Here is a 17,992-nt window from a genome sequence, read left to right as displayed (position 1 = left end):
CGGCGGCCCCGCCAGTGACATCGCGATCATGGCGGAACAGTTCGCGCACACCAAGCGGGAAATGGCGGAACTGATCGCCGAGCACACCGGCCAGACCGTCGAGCAGATCACGAAGGACTCGGACCGCGACCGCTGGTTCACCGCCAAGGAAGCGCTCGAGTACGGCTTCGTCGATCACGTCGTCTCGCGGGCGCAGCAGGCCGGCGGCACCGGCAACTAGTTCCGAGCCCCCCGATCCGCTCTACGCCCCACGAATTCCTGGAGAAGCGATGACCAACCTGTTCGATCCGCGCCAGCTCGGCGGCCAAGCTGCTGCCGCACCTGGGGGCACCGCCCCCGCATCCCCGGCGAGCCGCTACATCCTGCCTTCGTTCATCGAGCATTCGAGTTACGGCGTCAAGGAGTCCAACCCGTACAACAAGCTCTTCGAGGAACGCATCATCTTCCTCGGCGTGCAGGTGGACGACGCCTCCGCGAACGACGTCATGGCTCAGCTGCTGGTGCTCGAGTCGCTGGACCCGGACCGCGACATCACGATGTACATCAACTCGCCCGGCGGCTCCTTCACGTCACTGATGGCGATCTACGACACCATGCAGTACGTGCGTGCCGACATCACCACCGTCTGCCTCGGCCAGGCCGCATCGGCGGCGGCGGTGCTGCTCGCTGCCGGCACCCCCGGCAAGCGGCTCGCCCTGCCCAACGCCCGCGTGCTCATCCACCAGCCCGCCACCGGCGGCATCCAGGGCCAGGTGTCCGACCTGGAGATCCAGGCAGCGGAGATCGAGCGCATGCGCCGCCTGATGGAGACGACGCTGGCCAAGCACACCGGCAAGGATCCCGACCAGATTCGCAAGGACACCGACCGCGACAAGATCCTCACCGCCGCGGAGGCCGTCGACTACGGTCTGATCGACAACGTGCTCGAGTACCGCAAGCTCTCGGCTCAGAAGTAACCGCCTCGGCCCGGCCCGGAGTGCGCCCCGCGCGCCTCCGGGACCGGGCCGGTGTGCTCGAGCGGCGTTGCCGCTGCGGCGCACAAATAATGGCCCGAATCGCCCGGAACCGGTCGACCGCCGTCGCTGTCTCCGGGTACGGTCGTTCCAAGGGCCCGCTCCCCGGACCGGCGCTGTCGGCGGTCGCGGGATCGGTTGCACGCTCACGAGGAAGTAGGGACCTGACAGATGGCACGTATCGGTGACGGGGGCGACCTGCTCAAATGTTCTTTCTGCGGAAAGAGCCAGAAGCAGGTCAAGAAGCTCATTGCGGGCCCAGGGGTCTACATCTGCGACGAGTGCATCGACCTGTGCAACGAGATCATCGAGGAAGAGCTGGCCGAGTCCAACGAGGTCAAGCTCGACGAGTTGCCCAAGCCGGCCGAGATCCGCGAGTTCCTCGACAACTACGTCATCGGGCAGGACTCCGCGAAGCGGACCCTGGCGGTGGCGGTCTACAACCATTACAAGCGCATCCAGGCGGGCGAGAAGGCGCGCGATACGCGTGGCGAGTCGGTCGAGCTGGCCAAGTCGAACATCCTGCTGCTCGGACCCACCGGCTGCGGCAAGACGTACCTGGCGCAGACCCTGGCGAAGATGCTGAACGTGCCGTTCGCGATCGCCGACGCCACCGCCCTGACCGAGGCCGGCTACGTCGGTGAGGACGTCGAGAACATCCTCCTCAAGCTCATCCAGGCGGCCGACTACGACGTCAAGCGCGCCGAGACCGGGATCATCTACATCGACGAGGTCGACAAGATCGCCCGCAAGAGCGAGAACCCGTCCATCACCCGCGACGTGTCCGGTGAGGGCGTCCAGCAGGCGTTGCTGAAGATCCTCGAGGGCACCCAGGCGTCGGTACCGCCGCAGGGCGGGCGCAAGCACCCGCACCAGGAGTTCATCCAGATCGACACCACCAACGTGCTGTTCATCGTCGCCGGTGCCTTCGCCGGACTCGAGCGGATCGTCTCGGACCGGGTGGGCAAGCGCGGGATCGGCTTCGGCGCCGAGGTGAAGTCGAAGGCCGAGATCGATACCACCGATCACTTCGCCGAGGTCATGCCCGAAGACCTGATCAAGTTCGGGCTCATCCCCGAGTTCATCGGTCGCTTGCCCGTCGTCGCCTCGGTGACGAACCTCGACAAGGATTCGCTCGTGCAGATCCTGTCGGAGCCGAAGAACGCCCTCGTCAAGCAGTACGTCCGGCTCTTCGAAATGGACGGGGTGGAACTCGAGTTCACCCAGGACGGCCTGGAAGCCGTCGCCGACCAGGCGATTCTGCGTGGTACCGGCGCCCGCGGTCTGCGCGCCATCATGGAGGAGGTCCTGCTGCCGGTGATGTACGACATCCCGAGCCGCGACGACGTCGCCAAGGTGGTCGTCACCGCCGAAACCGTCAACGACAACGTGCTTCCCACGATCGTGCCGCGCAAGCCCGAGCGCGAGCGTCGCGACAAGACCGCCTGATCGCGGAACACGGAGTAGGCCCCGGCACACGACGTGCCGGGGCCTACTCGTATGTCCGGAACCTGTGTGACCGAATGTCACATCGCATCGATGTGATCGACGCGATGTGACATTCGGTCCCTGAGGGGGAGGGTCAGATCCGGTTGCCGAGCTCGCGCAACGGGGTGCGGAAGGTCTCCTTCGCGGACAGCGCGGAGACCGCACACACCAGGCAGGCGCCGGAGGTCAGGATGGCGACGGGCAGCCAGTTCGTCGGGTCGCCGCCCATGAGCGCGGTGCCGATGGCGGGGGCGAAGCCGGCGATGGCGAAGCCGAGCTGGGTTCCGATCGCCATACCGGAGTAGCGGACCTTCGTGTTGAACATCTCGGCGTAGAACGACGGCCAGATCGCATTGGGTGCGGCGTAGAGCAGACCCATCAGGGCGATGCCGGCGGCGAAGATCAGCGCGACGTTACCGGTCGAGATGGCTTGGAAGTACACGAAGACGAACACCGCCGAGCCGAGGACGCCGGTGACGAAGACGGGCTTACGGCCGACGCGATCCGACAGGGCGGCGAGGGCGGGCTGACTGAACAGGGCGACGGCGTTGGCGGCGATCGCGACCGCGAGCATCGTCGACTTGGCGATGCCCACTTCGTCGCTGGTCGCGAACGCCAGGCCGAAGACGGCGAAGATCGTGCTCACGACCGCGACGAAGGCGCAGAAGACCACGCGAGCCAGGTTGGCGGAGTGGGTTCGCAGCAGGTCGGCCACCGGCAGCTTGGCGACGTCGTCGGCCTTCTTGGTCTCCGCGAACTCCTCAGGCTCCTCGAGCTTGCGCCGCATGACGTACGCGGCGACGAGCACGAGCAGGCTGCCCCAGAACGGGACGCGCCAGCCCCAGCTGTAGAGGATGTCGTCGGGCATGGCCGCGACGGGCAGGAACACCAGGCTGGCGAGGATGAAACCCGCTTGGGTGCCGTTGAGCGTCCAGCTCGCGAAGAATGCGCGACGGTTCTGCGGGGCGTGCTCGAGGGTCAGGGAGCTGGCGCCGGACTGCTCGCCGGCGGCGGAGATGCCCTGGAAGATGCGCATCAATACGAGCAGGGCGGGGGCGAGCACGCCGATCGACTCGGCGCTGGGGATCAGGCCGATGCCGAAGGTGGCGACACCCATCAGGATGAGGGTGAACAGCATGACGTTCTTGCGCCCGACCCGGTCACCGAAGTGGCCGAGGACCACGGCGCCGAGGGGACGCGCGACGTAGGCGACGCCGAAGGTCGACAGGGACAGCAGTGCCGCGTGCCCGCTGTCGGGGAAGAACACCGTCGGGAAGATCAGGGCAGCGGCGGAGGCGTAGATGTAGAAGTCGTAGTACTCGAGCATGCTGCCGAGAAAGGCCGACGACGCCGCGCGCTTGACCTTGGTGGTGTCGTGCGGGCGGGCAGCGGTCGTCATACCGGAATTCTCCGGCGTGTCGAGGGTGTGCGCGGTCATCGCGTCTCCTGTGCGGAAAAGATGGGGGATGTTCGAGATACGAACCCGGGTTCGTTCTGCGTCGTTCCGAATGTAGGCGCCATCACACGCCCGCCGCAAGATGTATGAACTAGATAGTTCATAAATTTTCGGGAGGCGTGCCGGTGTGCCGTGGCGTCGGGGTCGCTCAGTCGGGCGCGGTCGTCAGGTAGGCGACCACGAGATCGCCCAGCATCCGCCGGTGCCGGGTCCGCAGTTCGTCCGTGGCGAGATCCTGGTCGAACAGTGCCTGCCAGGTGTACCGGTTGGCGGTGCGGAAGACACAGAAACTGCTGATCACCAGGTGGATGTCGAGAGCGTCCACGCCGTCGCGGAAGATCCCGTCTGCCCGGCCGCGTTCGAGGATGCCGGTGAGCACGTCGACGGCGGGCGCCCCCAGGCCGGCGAGCCGGGTCGACCGGCGGATGTGCTCGCCGCGGAGCATGTTCTCGTTGGCGACGATGCGAATGAAGTCGGGATGCTGGTCGTGATGGTCGAACGTGGCCTCGGCCAGCGTGCGGATGGCTTCCACGGGGCCGAGGTCCGCGAGGTCCAGCTCGCGCTCCTGGGCGCGGATCGTTCCGTACGAGTTCTCGAGGACGGCCCGGTAGAGGCCCTCCTTGTCGCCGAAGTAGTAGTAGATCATCCGCTTGGTGGTCTGCGTGCGCTCGGCGATCTCGTCGACCCGGGCTCCGGACAGCCCCTTGTCCGCGAACTCCGCCGTGGCCACCTCGAGGATGTTCTCCCTGGTGAGGTCGCTGTTGCGGCGGCGTCGGCCGGTGGTCTGCTCGGTTGCCATGGCGCCACCCTATCGACCGGGTGTTGTGCCGGTGCCCTCCGTGGCCGTACGCTGTGTCTTGTAACTCACTAGTTCGTACATTGCGCTGGGAAAGGCCCGCCATGACCGACTCCATCCTCTGCGGCCTCATCGGAACCGGCATCGGTGCGTCGTTGACCCCGCCCATGCACGAGGCGGAGGGCGCGCGACAGGGTATGCGCTACGTCTACAAGATCGTCGACCTCGACGTGCTGGGTCTGGCGGTGGCCGATCTGCCGCGGCTGCTCCGCTCCGCGCACGACCTGGGCTTCCGTGGCCTGAATATCACCCATCCGTGCAAGCAGGCGGTCATCAAGCACCTCGACGACCTCTCCCCGGAGGCGAGCCGGCTCGGTGCCGTCAACACCGTCCTCTTCGACGGAGGCCGGGCGATCGGGCACAACACCGACTGGTCGGGATTCGGTCGCAACTTCGACCGGGGTCTGGGCGGTGTCGCCCTCGACAGGGTGGTCCAGCTCGGGGCCGGGGGAGCCGGTGCGGCGGTCGCCTATGCGGTGCTCACCCGCGGCGTGCGCGAATTCACCGTCGTCGACGCCGATCTCGCGCGAGCCACCGCACTGCGCGACAAGCTGACCGTGTTGTTCCCGGGCGCCGCTGTCGGTACGGCGACGCCGGACGAGCTGCCCCGATTGTTGGCCGCCGCCGACGGCCTCGTCCACGCGACGCCCGTCGGCATGGCCACCCACCCCGGGACGGCCTTCGACCCGGCGCTGCTGCGGCCCGACCTGTGGGTCGCCGAGGTCGTCTACCGGCCCATCGAGACCGAGCTCGTCCTGCGGGCTCGGGCGCTCGGCGCCCCGACGCTGACCGGGGCGGGGATGGCCGTCTTCCAGGCCGTCGACGCATTCCGCATCTTCACCGGCGTGGAGCCCGATGCGGAGCGGATGCTCGCGCACATGACCGCCCTGATCGAAGCGGAGAAGGTCGCCGTCTGACCGGCACGTCCGGGTGCGTCCTCCGGGGCGGCTACCGTTTGGGCACGCGGAGCATCGCGCAGGCCAGATCGACGATCTCCGACTCGAACGCTCCCAGTTCGGGCGCTTCCCCCACGTCGTGGGCGCGTTCCCAGGCGGCGTAGGAGCCGATGACGAACCGCACCGTCAGGCCGACCCGGCGCCGGGCCTCGGCCTCGGCCAGCTCGAGACTGTGCACGATCGCCTCGAACAGCGACGTGAGCACCGTGAGCGACTCGTCGGTCGGGTAGTAGTCGGCACGGGACGCGCCGGAGGCGGGGATCGTCAGGAACTCCAGGGGCGCCACGGCGAGCCACTGCTCGTTGAAGCGGGCCCAGTAGCTGGGCCGGCCGCGGGCGACCTCGGTCGTGAGGGGGTGGACGTAGGCGAAGACCAGCCGTTCCAGGCGCGGCGGCGTGTCGAGGCGGGCGGCGTCCACGAGGGCGGCCCGTTCCGCGTTGACTCGCGGTGCGTGCCGGGTCCACACCGCGTCGAGCAGTCCGTGCCACGACCCGAAGTGGTACGCGACGGCCGAATTGTTGCGCTGACCGGCGGCTTTGACCACCTCCCGCGCCGAGACGCCGTGGATGCCGCGGTGCGCGATCAGTTCCTCCGCGGCATCGAGCAGGGCGAGACGACCCGTTGACACGACCATGACGTCCACTGTACTAAGAAGATCAACTTTCCATTTAATACGAGCATCTTAACGGAGGAACTCGTGACCCGACTTTCCGGCAGGCGCATCGTCGTCGCGCTCGCTCTGTCCTCGGTAGTGGCTGCATCGGCGTGTTCGGAGTCGGATCCGCCGCCGTCCGAGCGCGCACCCGGTGCACTCGTCAGCTCCCGCCCCCTGACCACCGCTGCGGCACTGCCCAGTGCGGCGCGTACCGACCTGATCACCTACCTGTCCGAGGATGCGGCCGGCCGCACCATCCTCGTATCCGGGACCGTCGCAATCCCCCGGGGCGATGCTCCCGACGGTGGGTGGCCGGTGATCAGCTGGGCCCACGGCACCACCGGTGTCGGGGACGCCTGCGCACCGTCCGCCGACACGGTCGGCGGACCCGCCCACGGCTACCTGTCCCGCACCACCGCCATGCTCGATCGGTGGGTCGCGGACGGCTACGTCGTCGTGCAGACCGACTACGAGGGGCTCGGCACGCCCGGCGGCCACCCGTACATGAACGGCGACAGCGCCGCGAACACCGTCGTCGACATCGTGCGGGCGGCCCGCGAAGCCGATCCCGGGGTCGGCACCCGGTGGACGGCGATGGGCCACAGCCAGGGCGGGCACGCCGCGCTGTTCACCGCCGCGCACGGTGCCGAGCGCGCCCCCGAGCTCGAACTGCAGGGAGCGGTCGCCTATGCGCCGGGCAGCCGCACCAGCGAGACGGCCGCCTACTTCGAAACCGGCGGTCCGGGCATCGCGCAGGCGCTGAGCTTCCTGCCCGTCCTCCTGCTCGGCGCCGAGGCCGCCGACCCGGACATCGCGGCCGACGCGATGCTCACCGACGCCTCCCGGCCGCTGCTCGCGGCGGCGCGCACCGGGTGCATGGACGACGTGCGCGCCGCGGCCGCAACCGTGCCCGTGGACCAGGTGTTCGCGCCCGGCGCCGACGTCGGTCGCCTGACCGAGTACTTCGCCACGCAGGAACCCGAAGCCCTGACGCTGACCGTGCCGACGCTCGTCGTGCAAGGGACGACCGACGTGCTCGTCTCCCGCCAGATCACCGACGAGGTCACGAACTCGTTGTGCAGCAAAGGATCCCCCGTCTCGTACGAGGTCTACGACGGCGCCGACCACCGCGGCGTGCTCGAGGCCGCCCACGACGACGTGCGCTCGTTCGTCGAGGAGGTGAGCTCCGGCGAGGCGCCGGCGGCCGTCTGCAGCTGAGGTCCGGACCGTCGATTCACGCGACGGTGCCGGTGTAGACGTTCATCGAGTCGCCGCGGAGGAAGCCGACCAGTGTCAGGCCCGCCTCCGCGGCGAGATCGACCGCGAGCGACGACGGGGCCGAAACCGCGCCGAGCGCCGGTACTCCCGCCATCACGGCCTTCTGCACCAGCTCGAAGGACGCCCGCCCGCTGACGACGAGCACGCTGTCCGACAACGGGATCCGGTTCTCGGTCAGCGCCCAGCCGAGCACCTTGTCGACCGCGTTGTGCCGGCCCACGTCCTCCCGTAGCGCCAGCAGGGTGCCGTCGGGGGTGAACAGCGCTGCGGCGTGGAGGCCCCCGGTGCTCTGGAAGACCTTCTGCCGCTGACGCATCCGTGGGGGCATTCCGGTGAGGGCGCGGGCGGAGACCGCGAAACCGTCGGTCAGCGGGAACCGGGTACGGGTGCGCACCTGATCGAGGGACTCCTTCCCGCACACCCCGCATGCGGAACTCGTGACGAAGTTGCGTGCGCCCGCCCCGTCCGGCACCGCGACCCCGGGCGCGAGCTGCACGTCGAGCACGTTGTACGTGTTGGCGCCGGTGTCGTCGACCCCGTCGCAGTAGCGCACTACGGCGACGTCCTCGCGGCCGCCGATGATGCCCTCCGCGAGGAGGAAGCCGTGGGTGAGTTCCACGTCGTGTCCCGGGGTCCGCATGGTCACCGTGAGGGCGCGGCCGTCCAGGCGGATCTCGAGCGGTTCCTCCACCGCGAGGCTGTCCGGCCGGCGCGCCTGCCCGTCCGCGGTGATCCGCAGGACGGGCCGGCGGGCGGGGACTCGGCCCATCAGTCCGTCCCGGCCGGTTCGAGCCGCACGACGATCGCCTTGGAGACCGGGGTGTTGGACTTCTCGGCGACGTGGTCGAGCGGCACCAGCGGGTTGGTCTCCGGGTAGTAGGCGGCGGCGTTGCCGCGCGGGGTGTCGTAGGCGACGACCCGGAAGCTCTTCACCCGGCGTTCTTCGACCGTGTCCCCGGTCTGCCACTCCGACACGACATCGACGAGATCGCCGTCGGTCAGGCCCAGTTCGGTGATGTCCTCGGCGTTGACGAAGACGACCTTGCGGCCGTTCTTCACGCCGCGGTAGCGGTCGTCGAGTCCGTAGATCGTGGTGTTGTACTGATCGTGGCTGCGCAGGGTCTGCAGGACGAGCCGGCCCGGGGGAGTGGGCACCCAGACGAGGTCGTTGACGCTGAAGTTGGCTTTGCCGGTGGGGGTGTCGAACTCGCGGTTGTCGCGCGGCGGGTGCGGCAGCTGGAACCCGTCGCGTCGGCGGACCTTCGTGTTGTAGTCCTCGCAGCCGGGCACGACGCGCCCGATCGAGTCGCGGATCAGGTCGTAGTCGCCCTCGAACGCCGACCACCGGACGGAGTGGTCGGGGCCGAACAACTCGCGCGCGAGCCGGCACACGATTGCGACCTCGCTGCGCAGTTCGTCGCTGACGGGGTGCAGCCGGCCGCGGGACAGGTGCACCATGGACATCGAATCCTCCACGGAGACCAGCTGTCTGCCGCTCTTCTGCACGTCGAGGTCGGTCCGGCCGAGAGTGGGCAGGATCAGTGCGGTGCGGCCGTGCACGAGGTGGCTGCGATTGAGCTTGGTCGAGATCTGCACCGTCAGGTCGCAGCGCCGGAGCGCTTCCTCGGTGGCACGGGTATCCGGGGTCGCGGCGACGAAGTTGCCGCCCATCGCCATGAAGAAGCTCGCCCGTCCGTCGCGCATCGCACGGATCGCGTCGACGGTGTCGTACCCGTGTGCGCGGGGACTCGTGATGCCGAACTCGCGGTCGAGCGCGGCGAGGAACGACTCGGGCATCTTCTCCCAGATGCCCATGGTCCGGTCGCCCTGCACGTTGGAGTGTCCCCGCACCGGGCACACACCCGCGCCGGGCTTGCCGATCATTCCCCGCAGCAGCAGGAGATTGACGGCCTCGGCGATGGTGGCGACGGCATGGGTGTGCTGGGTCAGTCCCATCGCCCAGCACGCGACGGTGCGCTGCGAGCGCGCCAGGTCCGCGGCGGTGGCGCGCAGCTGCTCCTCGCTCAGCCCGGTGGCCTCGACGACCGTGCCGAGATCCACCGCGCGGATGTGCCGCTCGTACTCGTCGAAGCCCGCGCAGTGGGCGTCGACGAAAGCCCGGTCGATCACGGTGCCGGGGGCCGCGTCCTCCGCCTCGAACAGGAGCCTGCCGAGTCCCTGGAACAGGGCCAGGTCGCCGCCGAGGCGGATCTGCAGGAATTCGTCCGCGATGTCGGTGCCGTGCCTGAGCACGCCGTCGACGCGCTGCGGGTCCTTGAACCGGAGCAGCCCGGCCTCGGGCAGGGGATTGATCGCGATGATCCTCGCGCCGTTCTCCTTGGCCTTCACCAGGGTGGAGAGCATGCGCGGATGGTTGGTGCCGGGGTTCTGTCCGGCGATGAGGATCAGGTCGGCCTGTTCGAGGTCGGGCACCGACACCGAGCCCTTGCCGATTCCGATGCTCTCGACGAGTGCGCTGCCCGACGATTCGTGGCACATGTTGGAGCAGTCGGGCATGTTGTTGGTGCCGTAGCTGCGGATCAGCAGCTGGTAGAGGAACGCGGCCTCGTTGCTGGTGCGGCCCGAGGTGTAGAAGACGGCGTGGTCCGGGGTGGGCAGGTCGCGCAGGTGGTCGGCGATCAGCCGGTACGCGTCGTCCCACTCGATCGGGGCGTAGTGGCTCGCGTCCGGGCGCAGCACCATCGGATGGGTCAGCCGGCCCTGCTGTCCGAGCCAGTAGTCGGTCTTCTGCGACAACTCGGCGACGGAGTGCCGGGCGAAGAATTCGGGCGTGACCGTGCGCAGGGTGGCTTCCTCGGCGACGGCCTTGGCGCCGTTCTCGCAGAACTCCGCGGGTTTGCGGTGACCGGGAGTCTCGGGCCAGGCGCAGCCCGGGCAGTCGAAGCCGTGCCGCTGGTTCAGACGCGGCAGCGTCGCGGCGGTGCGGGCGACGCCCATCTGTTCGTAGGCGCGCTTCAGCGACACCAGGACCGCCGGGACACCGGCGGCGTGGTCCTTCGGCCCGGTGACCTCCAGGTCGGATTCCACGATGTCGTGCAGCGGACCGTGTCGAGTCATGTGTCCATCCTCACCCGCGGGAGATGCGCATACCAGTTCGAACGCTACCGGTTGCCGCCGAGCGAGCGATCGGGGGTGGCAGTTCCGGGCGCGAGCTGCCGTTACACGAAGTTCACCGGCGGCTCCCACGCACATTACACAGCGAGTTCACTCTCAGGTGACGGTGATTAACAACATAAGACAGTCACCGCGACACGGACGAGGGGCGATCCCTCGGGACTGGACAAGGTGGACACCTATGGAAGAGGCAATCGCTGCCGCCGATACCGCCTGGATTCTCGCGGCCTTCACGGCGGTCTCGCTGATGGTTCCCGGGCTCGCGCTGTTCTACGGCGGCATGGTGAGCGTCCGCAGCACGCTCAACATGATCATGATGACGTTCGCAGGATTCGCACTGGTCGGAGTCCTGTGGGTGCTGTTCGGCTACTCGGCCGTGCTCGGAGACTCGCTCGGCGGTGCCGGACTGCTCGGCAACCCCCTCGAGTATCTCGGGCTCGGCCAGCTGCTCGCGGCGCCGGCCGAACCGGGGCTGCCCCCGGCCCTGATAGCAGGATTCCAGCTGCTGTTCGCAGGCATCACCGTCGCCCTCGTGTGCGGCGCCCTTGCGGACCGCATGAAATTCTCGGCCTGGATGGTGTTCGCCGGGCTGTGGGCAGTGCTGGTGTACTTCCCCGTCGCGCACTGGGTGTTCGCGTTCGACTCGGAGGACGGGTCCGTCGTCGGCGGTTGGATCGCCAACACCCTCGGCGCGGTCGACTTCGCCGGCGGCACCGCCGTGCACATCAACGCCGGCATCGCGGCTCTCGCGGTGATCCTCGTGCTCGGCAAGCGCCGATCGTTCCTCAATCCGCCTCGGCCGCACAGCCTTCCGCTGACCGTTCTCGGTGCCGGCATCCTGTTCTTCGGCTGGTTCGGCTTCAACGGCGGTTCCGCGCTCGCCGCGAACAACAGCGCCTCCGTCGTGGTGCTCAACACCCTCGCCGCGGCGTGTGCCGGCATCTGTGGCTGGCTGATCGTCGAAAGGCTGCGGGAGGGCCACGCCACCACACTCGGTGCGGCGTCCGGCCTCATCGCCGCCCTCGTCGCGATCACCCCGGCCTGTGGTGCCGTCTCGCCGATCGGCGCGCTCGTCGTCGGCGCCCTGGCCGGCGCGTTGTGCTGCTTCGCGATCTCGTTGAAGTTCCGCCTGGGCTACGACGACGCGCTCGACGTCGTGGGCATCCACCTCGTCGGCGGTGTCCTGGGTACGATTCTCATCGGATTCCTGGCCGTGCCGGCGGCGCCGAGCGGTGCCACCGGGCTCTTCTACGGCGGCGGATTCGGTCTGCTGGGCACCCAGACCGTCGCCGTGCTCGCGGTGCTGGCCTATTCCTTCGCGGTCACCTGGATCATCGCCAAGGGTCTGGACCTGGTCATGGGCCTGCGCGTCGACCCGGAGACCGAATACGAAGGCCTCGACGTCGTCGTGCACGGCGAAACCGCGTACGTGCTCGACGCGGTGGGCTTCACCGGCACGTCCCGTACGGAGGCGGCGTCGGTCGCGGAGGCGGCGACGGCACTCACGTCCAAGGCGGCAGCCGAGAAGCTCTGACCGAGGACCGACAACGGGTGAGGCCCCCGCTACGGCGGGGGCCTCGTTCGTCGTCGAGCGGGAGATTCTCGCGACGAGGGGGCGGTTACCGCTGCCTGCACCCGCGATGCACCGCGGCGGTGTCCCTCTCGACGCGGAAACCCCCCGCTCGTGGTGGAGAGCGGGATCAGTCCTGGTGTTTGTCCGGGTACGCGGTGACCGCGAGGAACCGGATGGGCAGGGTGACGAGCTCGTTCGGCCCGTGGATGCCCTCGCCGTCGAGCAGCAGGGCGTCGCCGGGTTGGAGCCGGTACTCGGATTCGCCGTGCCCGTAGACCATCTCGCCCTCGAGCATGTAGAGCAGCTCGGTCCCCGGATGCTGGAACAGCGGGAAGACCTCGCTCGCGTCGGTGAGCGTCACCAGCACGGGCTCGAGCCGCTTGTGCTGGCCCCGCAGCGTGCCGAGCAACTCGTAGTGGTGTCCGACGCGGGTGCCGCGGCCGACGATCTCCGCGCCCTGGCCGGCCCTGACGAACACCGCCTCGCGCTGCGCGTCGGCGCCGCGGAACAGCGACGTCACCGGTACGTCGAGACCTGCGGCCAGGCGGGCGAGGGTCGAGAGGCTGCACGACGTCTGGGCGTTCTCGATCTTCGACAGCATCGCCTTGGAGATGCCCACCTTCGCGGCCATGTCGCCCACGGAGAGCCCGCTGGCGATCCGCAACTTGCGGACCTCCTGTGCGATGGCGCGTTCCAGGTCCACCCCGGTCGGGGTGTCCCGCGGGACCTCCCGGCCCGGCGCGTCGTACAGTACGGGGCGCTCGGGGCTGCTCATGTCCTCACTGTACGTGCTGTTTCCCGACAGTGGACGATCGTGCGAGGGGCAGGCACACGGAACGAGCGAATGTGCCTTACCGTCGGACAGGCCGACGGTAAGGCACATTCGCTCGGTGGAAGGCGGGCAGCGGCTCAGAAGCCCTGGCCGGGCACCCAGTTGGTGCCGGCCAGTGGCACCCGCGCCATGGCGGCCGACTCGATGGTCAGGGCCACGAGGTCCTGCGGCTCGAGGTTGCGCAGGTGCGACTTGCCGCAGGCGCGTGCGATGGTCTGGGCCTCCATGGTGAGCACGCGCAGGTAGTTCGCGAGGCGGCGGCCGCCCTCGACCGGATCGAACCGGGCCTGCAGGTCCGGATCCTGCGTGGTGATGCCGGCGGGGTCCTTGCCGTCCTGGAAGTCGTCGTAGAACCCGGCGGCCGAGCCGAGCTTCTCGTACTCCGCCTGGTACCGGGGGTTGTTGTCGCCCAACGCGATCAGCGCCGCGGTGCCGATGGCGACGGCGTCCGCGCCGAGGGCCATGGCCTTGGCGACGTCGGCGCCGGACCGGATGCCGCCGGAGACGACGAGCTGCACGCCACCGGGGGTGCGGTGCATTCCCATCTCCTGCAGCGCCTGCACGGCCTGGGGGATCGCGGCGAGGGTGGGAATGCCGACGTGCTCGATGAACACGTCCTGCGTGGCGGCCGTGCCACCCTGCATGCCGTCGACCACGACGACGTCGGCCCCGGCCTTCACGGCGAGCTTGACGTCGTAGTAGGTGCGGGTCGCGCCGACCTTGACGTAGATCGGCTTCTCCCACCCGGTGATCTCGCGCAGTTCGATGATCTTGACGGCGAGGTCGTCCGGGCCGGTCCAGTCGGGGTGCCGGCACGCGCTGCGCTGGTCGATACCGACGGGCAGGGTGCGCATTCCGGCGACGCGCTCGGTGATCTTCTGCCCGAGCAGCATGCCGCCGCCGCCGGGCTTGGCGCCCTGGCCGAGGACGACCTCGATCGCGTCGGCCTTGCGCAGGTCGTCGGGGTTCATCCCGTAGCGCGACGGCAGGTACTGGTAGACGAGGTGCTTGGACTGACCGCGTTCCTCCGGCGTCATGCCGCCGTCGCCGGTGGTGGTGGACGTGCCGACCTCGCTGGCGCCGCGCCCGAGAGCCTCCTTCGCCCGCCCGGACAGCGCCCCGAAGCTCATGCCGGCGATGGTGACCGGGATGTCGAGGTGCAGCGGGTACTTCGCGTGCCGGTCGCCGAGGACCACGTCGGTCTCGCACTTCTCGCGGTAACCCTCGAGCGGGTACCGCGACATCGACGCGCCGAGGAACAGCAGGTCGTCGAAGTGCGGAAGCTTGCGCTTGGCGCCCCATCCGCGGATGTCGTAGATGCCGGTCTCGGCGGCACGCTGGATCTCGTGGATGACGTTGCGGTCGAAGGTGGCCGACTCACGAAGTCCGGGCTGGAAGGTCATGGGAGTCTCCTGGGATGCGGTGCGGGCGGTGCGATCAGTACGCCGAGGCGTTGTCGACGTGGAAGTGGTAGAGCCCGCGGGCGGAGCCGTAGCGGGTGAACTCGGCGGGGTCGGCGTCGAAGCCGGCCGCCCGGAGGAGTTCGCGCAGTTCCTCGAGGTGCTCGGGCCGCATCTCCTTCTTGACGCAGTCCGCACCGAGGGAGGCGACGGTGCCGCGGACGTAGATGCGCGCCTCGTACAACGAATCGCCGAGGGCCTCGCCGGCGTCGCCGAGGACGACGAGCCGTCCGGCCTGTCCCATGAAGGCGCTCATGTGGCCGATGCTGCCGCCGACGACGATGTCGACGCCCTTCATGGAGATGCCGCAGCGGGCGGCGGCATTGCCCTCGATCACCAGCAGCCCGCCGTGGGCCGTGGCGCCGGCGGACTGGGAGGCGTCCCCGGTGACGCGCACGGTGCCCGACATCATGTTCTCGGCGACCCCGACCCCGGCGTTGCCCGCGACGGTGACGGTCGCATGCTTGTTCATCCCGGCGGCGTAGTAGCCGACGTGGCCTTCGATGCGCACGTCGATCGGCCGGTCGAGCCCGCACGCGAGGGCGTGCTTGCCCTGGGGATTGGTCACGGTCACCGCGGCCGGGGCTTCGGTGGCCTGCAGTGCGGCGTTGAGTTCGCGCGTGGTGGTGACGTCGAGGTCGTACGTCGTGCCGGCGGGAAGCATGTCGGCGGGAAGCGTGTCGGTGGGCAGGGTCTCGGAAGGCAGGGTCTCGGCAGGCATGGTCGTCTCCGGCGTCGAAGAGATGGGGGAAGCGTCGGTGCTGGTCAGCGGTGCCATACGTAGACCCGCTCCGGCTCGGGCTCGAAGATGTGAGCGTCCGCGATGCCGGGCAGGCCGGCGAGGGCCCGGAACTCGGAGGCCATCGCGACGTACGCGTCGGTCTCGGCGACGATCGCCGGCTTGCAGGCGATCGGGTCGCGTACGACGGCGAACGAGTCGGACGTCGACACGAGGAGGGTGTAGAACCCGTCGAAGCGCTCCCCGAGCAAACGCAGGGCCTTCTCCAGGTCGGCGCCCTCGGCGAGGTGCTTGGCGACGAACCGTGCCCCGACCTCGGTGTCGTTCTCGCTGTCGAATGCCACACCCTCGGCCTCGAGTTCGCGCTTGACCGACAGGTGGTTGGAGAACGAGCCGTTGTGCACCAGGCACTGGTCCGGGCCGACGGCGAACGGGTGCGAGCCGGCGGCGGTGACGGCCGATTCGGTGGCCATGCGGGTGTGGCCGACGCCCTGCCAGCCGGAGGCGGCCGGGATCCCGAAGCGCTCGGCCAGCGCCACCGGATCGCCCATGCCCTTGAGGACGGTCACGTCGTCGCCGAAGCCGATGATCGTTGCACCGGGGTCGACGGCGCGGACGGTGTCGGCGAGCAACTGGGCCGGGACCGGCGCGTGGAGCACGGTGGTGGGGGCCAGGTCGATCGCGGTCACGGTCACGCCGAGTGCGGCACCGGCGGTGGCGGCGACGTCCGGGGCGGCGCCGAGCAGGGACACCGACGCGTGGCCGGCGGGGGAGAAGGTGGGGTCGCCGTAGAGGGCGACTCCGGCCGAATCCGGTCCCCGGTCGACCATCTGGCCGAGCATGCCGGTCAGCAGGCCACCCAGCCGGGGGGCGAGGGAGGCGTCACGCAGGTGAAGCCCGACGATTCCGCACATGGGTCGTCTCTCCTTTACAGGTCGTCGTTCGCGGTGGCCCGTTCGGACCGAACGGGTCAGAAGGCGGTCAGGTAGCTGTCGATCTCCCACGAGGTCACGGTGTTGTGCCAGTGGAAGAACTCCTCCCGCTTGAGGGAGGCGAAGTACTCGGCGACGCCCGGGCCGGCGGCGTCGAGGGCGCCGGTGACGACGGGGTCGGCGGTGAGCGCGTCCATCGCGTGCAGCAGGGTCATCGGCAGCGTCTCCGAGTTCGGGGTGCCGCCGGGTGCGCCGGGATCGAGCTTGCGGTCGATGCCGTCGAGGCCCGCCGCGACGGTCGCGGCGGCAGCGAGGTACGGGTTGGCGGAGCCGTCCCCGCCGCGCAGCTCGACGCGGTTGCCGTCCGGAACGCGGAGGTAGTGGGTGCGGTCGTTGCCGCCGTAGGTGGCGTGCCGCGGCGACCACGTCGCGCCGGAGCTGGTCGCGGTGGCGCCGGTCCGCTTGTAGGAGTTGACGGTCGGGGCGATCACGCCCTGCAGGGCGCAGGCATGGTCGAGGATGCCGGCGATGAACGCGTAGGCGGTCTCGGACAGGCCGAGACCGCGGGGGTCCTCGGCGTCGGGGAAGGCGGAGCCGTCCTCCCGCCACAGCGACAGGTGCATGTGCATGCCCGAGCCGGTGCGGTCGGCGAACGGCTTGGGCATGAAGGTCGCGGTCATGCCGCGCTGCTCGGCGAGCACCGAGATCAGGTAGCGCAGGGTGACGACGCGGTCGGCGGTGGTCATCGCGTCGGCGTACTGGAAGTTCTGCTCGAACTGCCCGTTGCCGTCCTCGTGGTCGTTGGCGTAGTTGCCCCAGCCGAGGGAGTTCATCGCCGCGGAGATCGAGGTCAGGTGCTCGTACATGCGGGTGACGTCACGGGCGTCGTAGCAGGGCTGCCGGGAGGTGTCGAGCACGTCGGCGGTGCGCAGCGTCCCGTCCTCGTCGCGCTGGACGAGGAAGTACTCGATCTCGGCGCCGACCTTGACGGACAGGCCCCGTTCGGCCGCCTTGCCGAGAACCTCCTTCAGGATCACCCGCGGGGCGTAGGGCCAGGGCTTGCCCTCGACGTGGGGATCACAGTGCACCAGCGCAAGGCCCGGGCGCACGAACGGGATCGGCGTGAAGGAGGTGGGATCCGGGATAGCGACGAGGTCGGGATCCCTGGGGACCTGACCCATGGCTCCGGCGGCGTAGCCCGCGAAGCCGACCCCGTCGGACTGCAGCTCGTCGACCGCCTCGACCGGGACGAGCTTGGCGCAGGGCTTGCCGGCGAGGTTAGTGAACACCGCGAGGATGAAGCGGGTGTCGGTGGCGCGGGCGAGTGCGGCGAGATCGGCGGAGCCGGCGGCATCGGCGGGGGCGTCCGTGGAGGGCAGACGCATCACGGGGAGGTCGGTGGCTTCGAGCGTCATGGGGACTCCTGGGGTTCGGCTGCGAAGTTTCATAAGGTGAATCGCTGTCGAATGCAATGAAACATAGCATGCATGACGGGCGTGTTACGCCGCCGTGAGTTTGTGGTGACGGTCCGACTCGGCCCGTGCCGCTCGGGGGAGAAACGAATGTTCCTGACGCTGAGAGGATTCGGTTACACGCGTTAACGCGTCGGCAACCGTCGG

Annotated in this window: 16 protein-coding genes; 6 read left to right on the top strand and 10 right to left on the bottom strand. The window is 69.1% G+C overall.

What is annotated here, in order from left to right; all coding sequences use genetic code 11:
• The 3 genes from OEY_RS0105090 to clpX form a co-directional block, all read left to right on the top strand.
• Positions 1 to 220 (top strand): ClpP family protease (locus OEY_RS0105090; protein ID WP_010592836.1); only part of this gene is annotated, 220 nt, incomplete at its 5' end.
• A 49-nt stretch (positions 221 to 269) separates the two neighbouring features.
• Positions 270 to 956 carry an ATP-dependent Clp protease proteolytic subunit gene (locus OEY_RS0105085; RefSeq protein ID WP_003938128.1) on the top strand — a complete coding sequence of 229 codons (687 nt, stop codon included), beginning with the start codon at positions 270 to 272 and terminating at the stop codon, positions 954 to 956.
• A 228-nt stretch (positions 957 to 1,184) separates the two neighbouring features.
• Positions 1,185 to 2,462, top strand: coding sequence for an ATP-dependent Clp protease ATP-binding subunit ClpX (clpX, locus tag OEY_RS0105080; protein ID WP_003938129.1), 1,278 nt, complete (start codon positions 1,185 to 1,187; stop codon positions 2,460 to 2,462).
• Between the two features lie 133 nt (positions 2,463 to 2,595).
• Here clpX and OEY_RS0105075 read toward each other — a convergent pair whose 3' ends face one another.
• The gene (locus tag OEY_RS0105075; protein WP_010592835.1) at positions 2,596 to 3,939 is read right to left on the bottom strand and encodes an MFS transporter; all 1,344 of its coding nucleotides are present in this window, start codon (positions 3,937 to 3,939) and stop codon (positions 2,596 to 2,598) included.
• Between the two features lie 166 nt (positions 3,940 to 4,105).
• Positions 4,106 to 4,756 carry a TetR family transcriptional regulator gene (locus OEY_RS0105070; RefSeq protein ID WP_010592834.1) on the bottom strand — a complete coding sequence of 217 codons (651 nt, stop codon included), beginning with the start codon at positions 4,754 to 4,756 and terminating at the stop codon, positions 4,106 to 4,108.
• A gap of 101 nt (positions 4,757 to 4,857) precedes the next feature.
• On the opposite strand from OEY_RS0105070, the gene OEY_RS0105065 reads away from it, so the two are divergent.
• Positions 4,858 to 5,730: a shikimate dehydrogenase gene (locus OEY_RS0105065; RefSeq protein ID WP_010592833.1), complete on the top strand. Its 873-nt coding sequence runs from the start codon at positions 4,858 to 4,860 to the stop codon at positions 5,728 to 5,730.
• Between the two features lie 31 nt (positions 5,731 to 5,761).
• Here the strand turns inward: OEY_RS0105065 and OEY_RS0105060 are convergent, their stop codons facing one another.
• The gene (locus tag OEY_RS0105060) at positions 5,762 to 6,403 is read right to left on the bottom strand and encodes a TetR/AcrR family transcriptional regulator (protein ID WP_225222741.1); all 642 of its coding nucleotides are present in this window, start codon (positions 6,401 to 6,403) and stop codon (positions 5,762 to 5,764) included.
• 63 nt (positions 6,404 to 6,466) lie between these two features.
• Here OEY_RS0105060 and OEY_RS0105055 point away from each other — a divergent pair, with 63 nt between their 5' ends.
• The gene (locus OEY_RS0105055; protein WP_010592831.1) at positions 6,467 to 7,642 is read left to right on the top strand and encodes an alpha/beta hydrolase family protein; all 1,176 of its coding nucleotides are present in this window, start codon (positions 6,467 to 6,469) and stop codon (positions 7,640 to 7,642) included.
• Positions 7,643 to 7,658: 16 nt separating this feature from the next.
• Here OEY_RS0105055 and fdhD read toward each other — a convergent pair whose 3' ends face one another.
• Positions 7,659 to 8,471, bottom strand: a complete 813-nt coding sequence (gene fdhD / locus OEY_RS0105050; RefSeq protein ID WP_010592830.1) for a formate dehydrogenase accessory sulfurtransferase FdhD — start codon at positions 8,469 to 8,471, stop codon at positions 7,659 to 7,661.
• Entirely contained in the window at positions 8,471 to 10,780 is a 2,310-nt protein-coding gene (locus tag OEY_RS0105045) for an FdhF/YdeP family oxidoreductase (protein WP_010592829.1), read from the bottom strand. Before OEY_RS0105045 ends, fdhD begins: the two co-directional genes overlap by 1 nt.
• Before the next feature lie 238 nt (positions 10,781 to 11,018).
• On the opposite strand from OEY_RS0105045, the gene OEY_RS0105040 reads away from it, so the two are divergent.
• On the top strand, positions 11,019 to 12,371 hold the full coding sequence (locus OEY_RS0105040) for an ammonium transporter (RefSeq protein ID WP_010592828.1): 1,353 nt from the start codon (positions 11,019 to 11,021) through the stop codon (positions 12,369 to 12,371).
• Positions 12,372 to 12,537: 166 nt separating this feature from the next.
• Here the strand turns inward: OEY_RS0105040 and OEY_RS0105035 are convergent, their stop codons facing one another.
• The 5 genes from OEY_RS0105035 to glnT form a co-directional block, all read right to left on the bottom strand.
• Positions 12,538 to 13,185, bottom strand: a complete 648-nt coding sequence (locus OEY_RS0105035) for a helix-turn-helix domain-containing protein (protein WP_010592827.1) — start codon at positions 13,183 to 13,185, stop codon at positions 12,538 to 12,540.
• Between the two features lie 134 nt (positions 13,186 to 13,319).
• A complete protein-coding gene (locus OEY_RS0105030; protein ID WP_006937284.1) occupies positions 13,320 to 14,645 on the bottom strand; it encodes an FMN-binding glutamate synthase family protein in 1,326 nt (441 codons plus the stop codon).
• Positions 14,646 to 14,679: 34 nt separating this feature from the next.
• Complete coding sequence (locus OEY_RS0105025; RefSeq protein ID WP_029539893.1) at positions 14,680 to 15,366, bottom strand: protein glxC; 687 nt, start codon at positions 15,364 to 15,366, stop codon at positions 14,680 to 14,682.
• A 101-nt stretch (positions 15,367 to 15,467) separates the two neighbouring features.
• Positions 15,468 to 16,355 carry a glutamine amidotransferase gene (locus OEY_RS0105020; protein ID WP_006937281.1) on the bottom strand — a complete coding sequence of 296 codons (888 nt, stop codon included), beginning with the start codon at positions 16,353 to 16,355 and terminating at the stop codon, positions 15,468 to 15,470.
• A gap of 56 nt (positions 16,356 to 16,411) precedes the next feature.
• The gene (gene glnT / locus OEY_RS0105015; protein WP_010592825.1) at positions 16,412 to 17,788 is read right to left on the bottom strand and encodes a type III glutamate--ammonia ligase; all 1,377 of its coding nucleotides are present in this window, start codon (positions 17,786 to 17,788) and stop codon (positions 16,412 to 16,414) included.
• Positions 17,789 to 17,992 lie beyond the last annotated feature (204 nt).

Origin of the sequence: Rhodococcus sp. P14 (genome assembly GCF_000256505.1) — a bacterium.
GTDB lineage: Bacteria > Actinomycetota > Actinomycetes > Mycobacteriales > Mycobacteriaceae > Rhodococcus > Rhodococcus ruber.
Note: the sequence above shows the minus strand (reverse complement) of the source record. Positions and strands in the feature narration are given on the sequence as shown.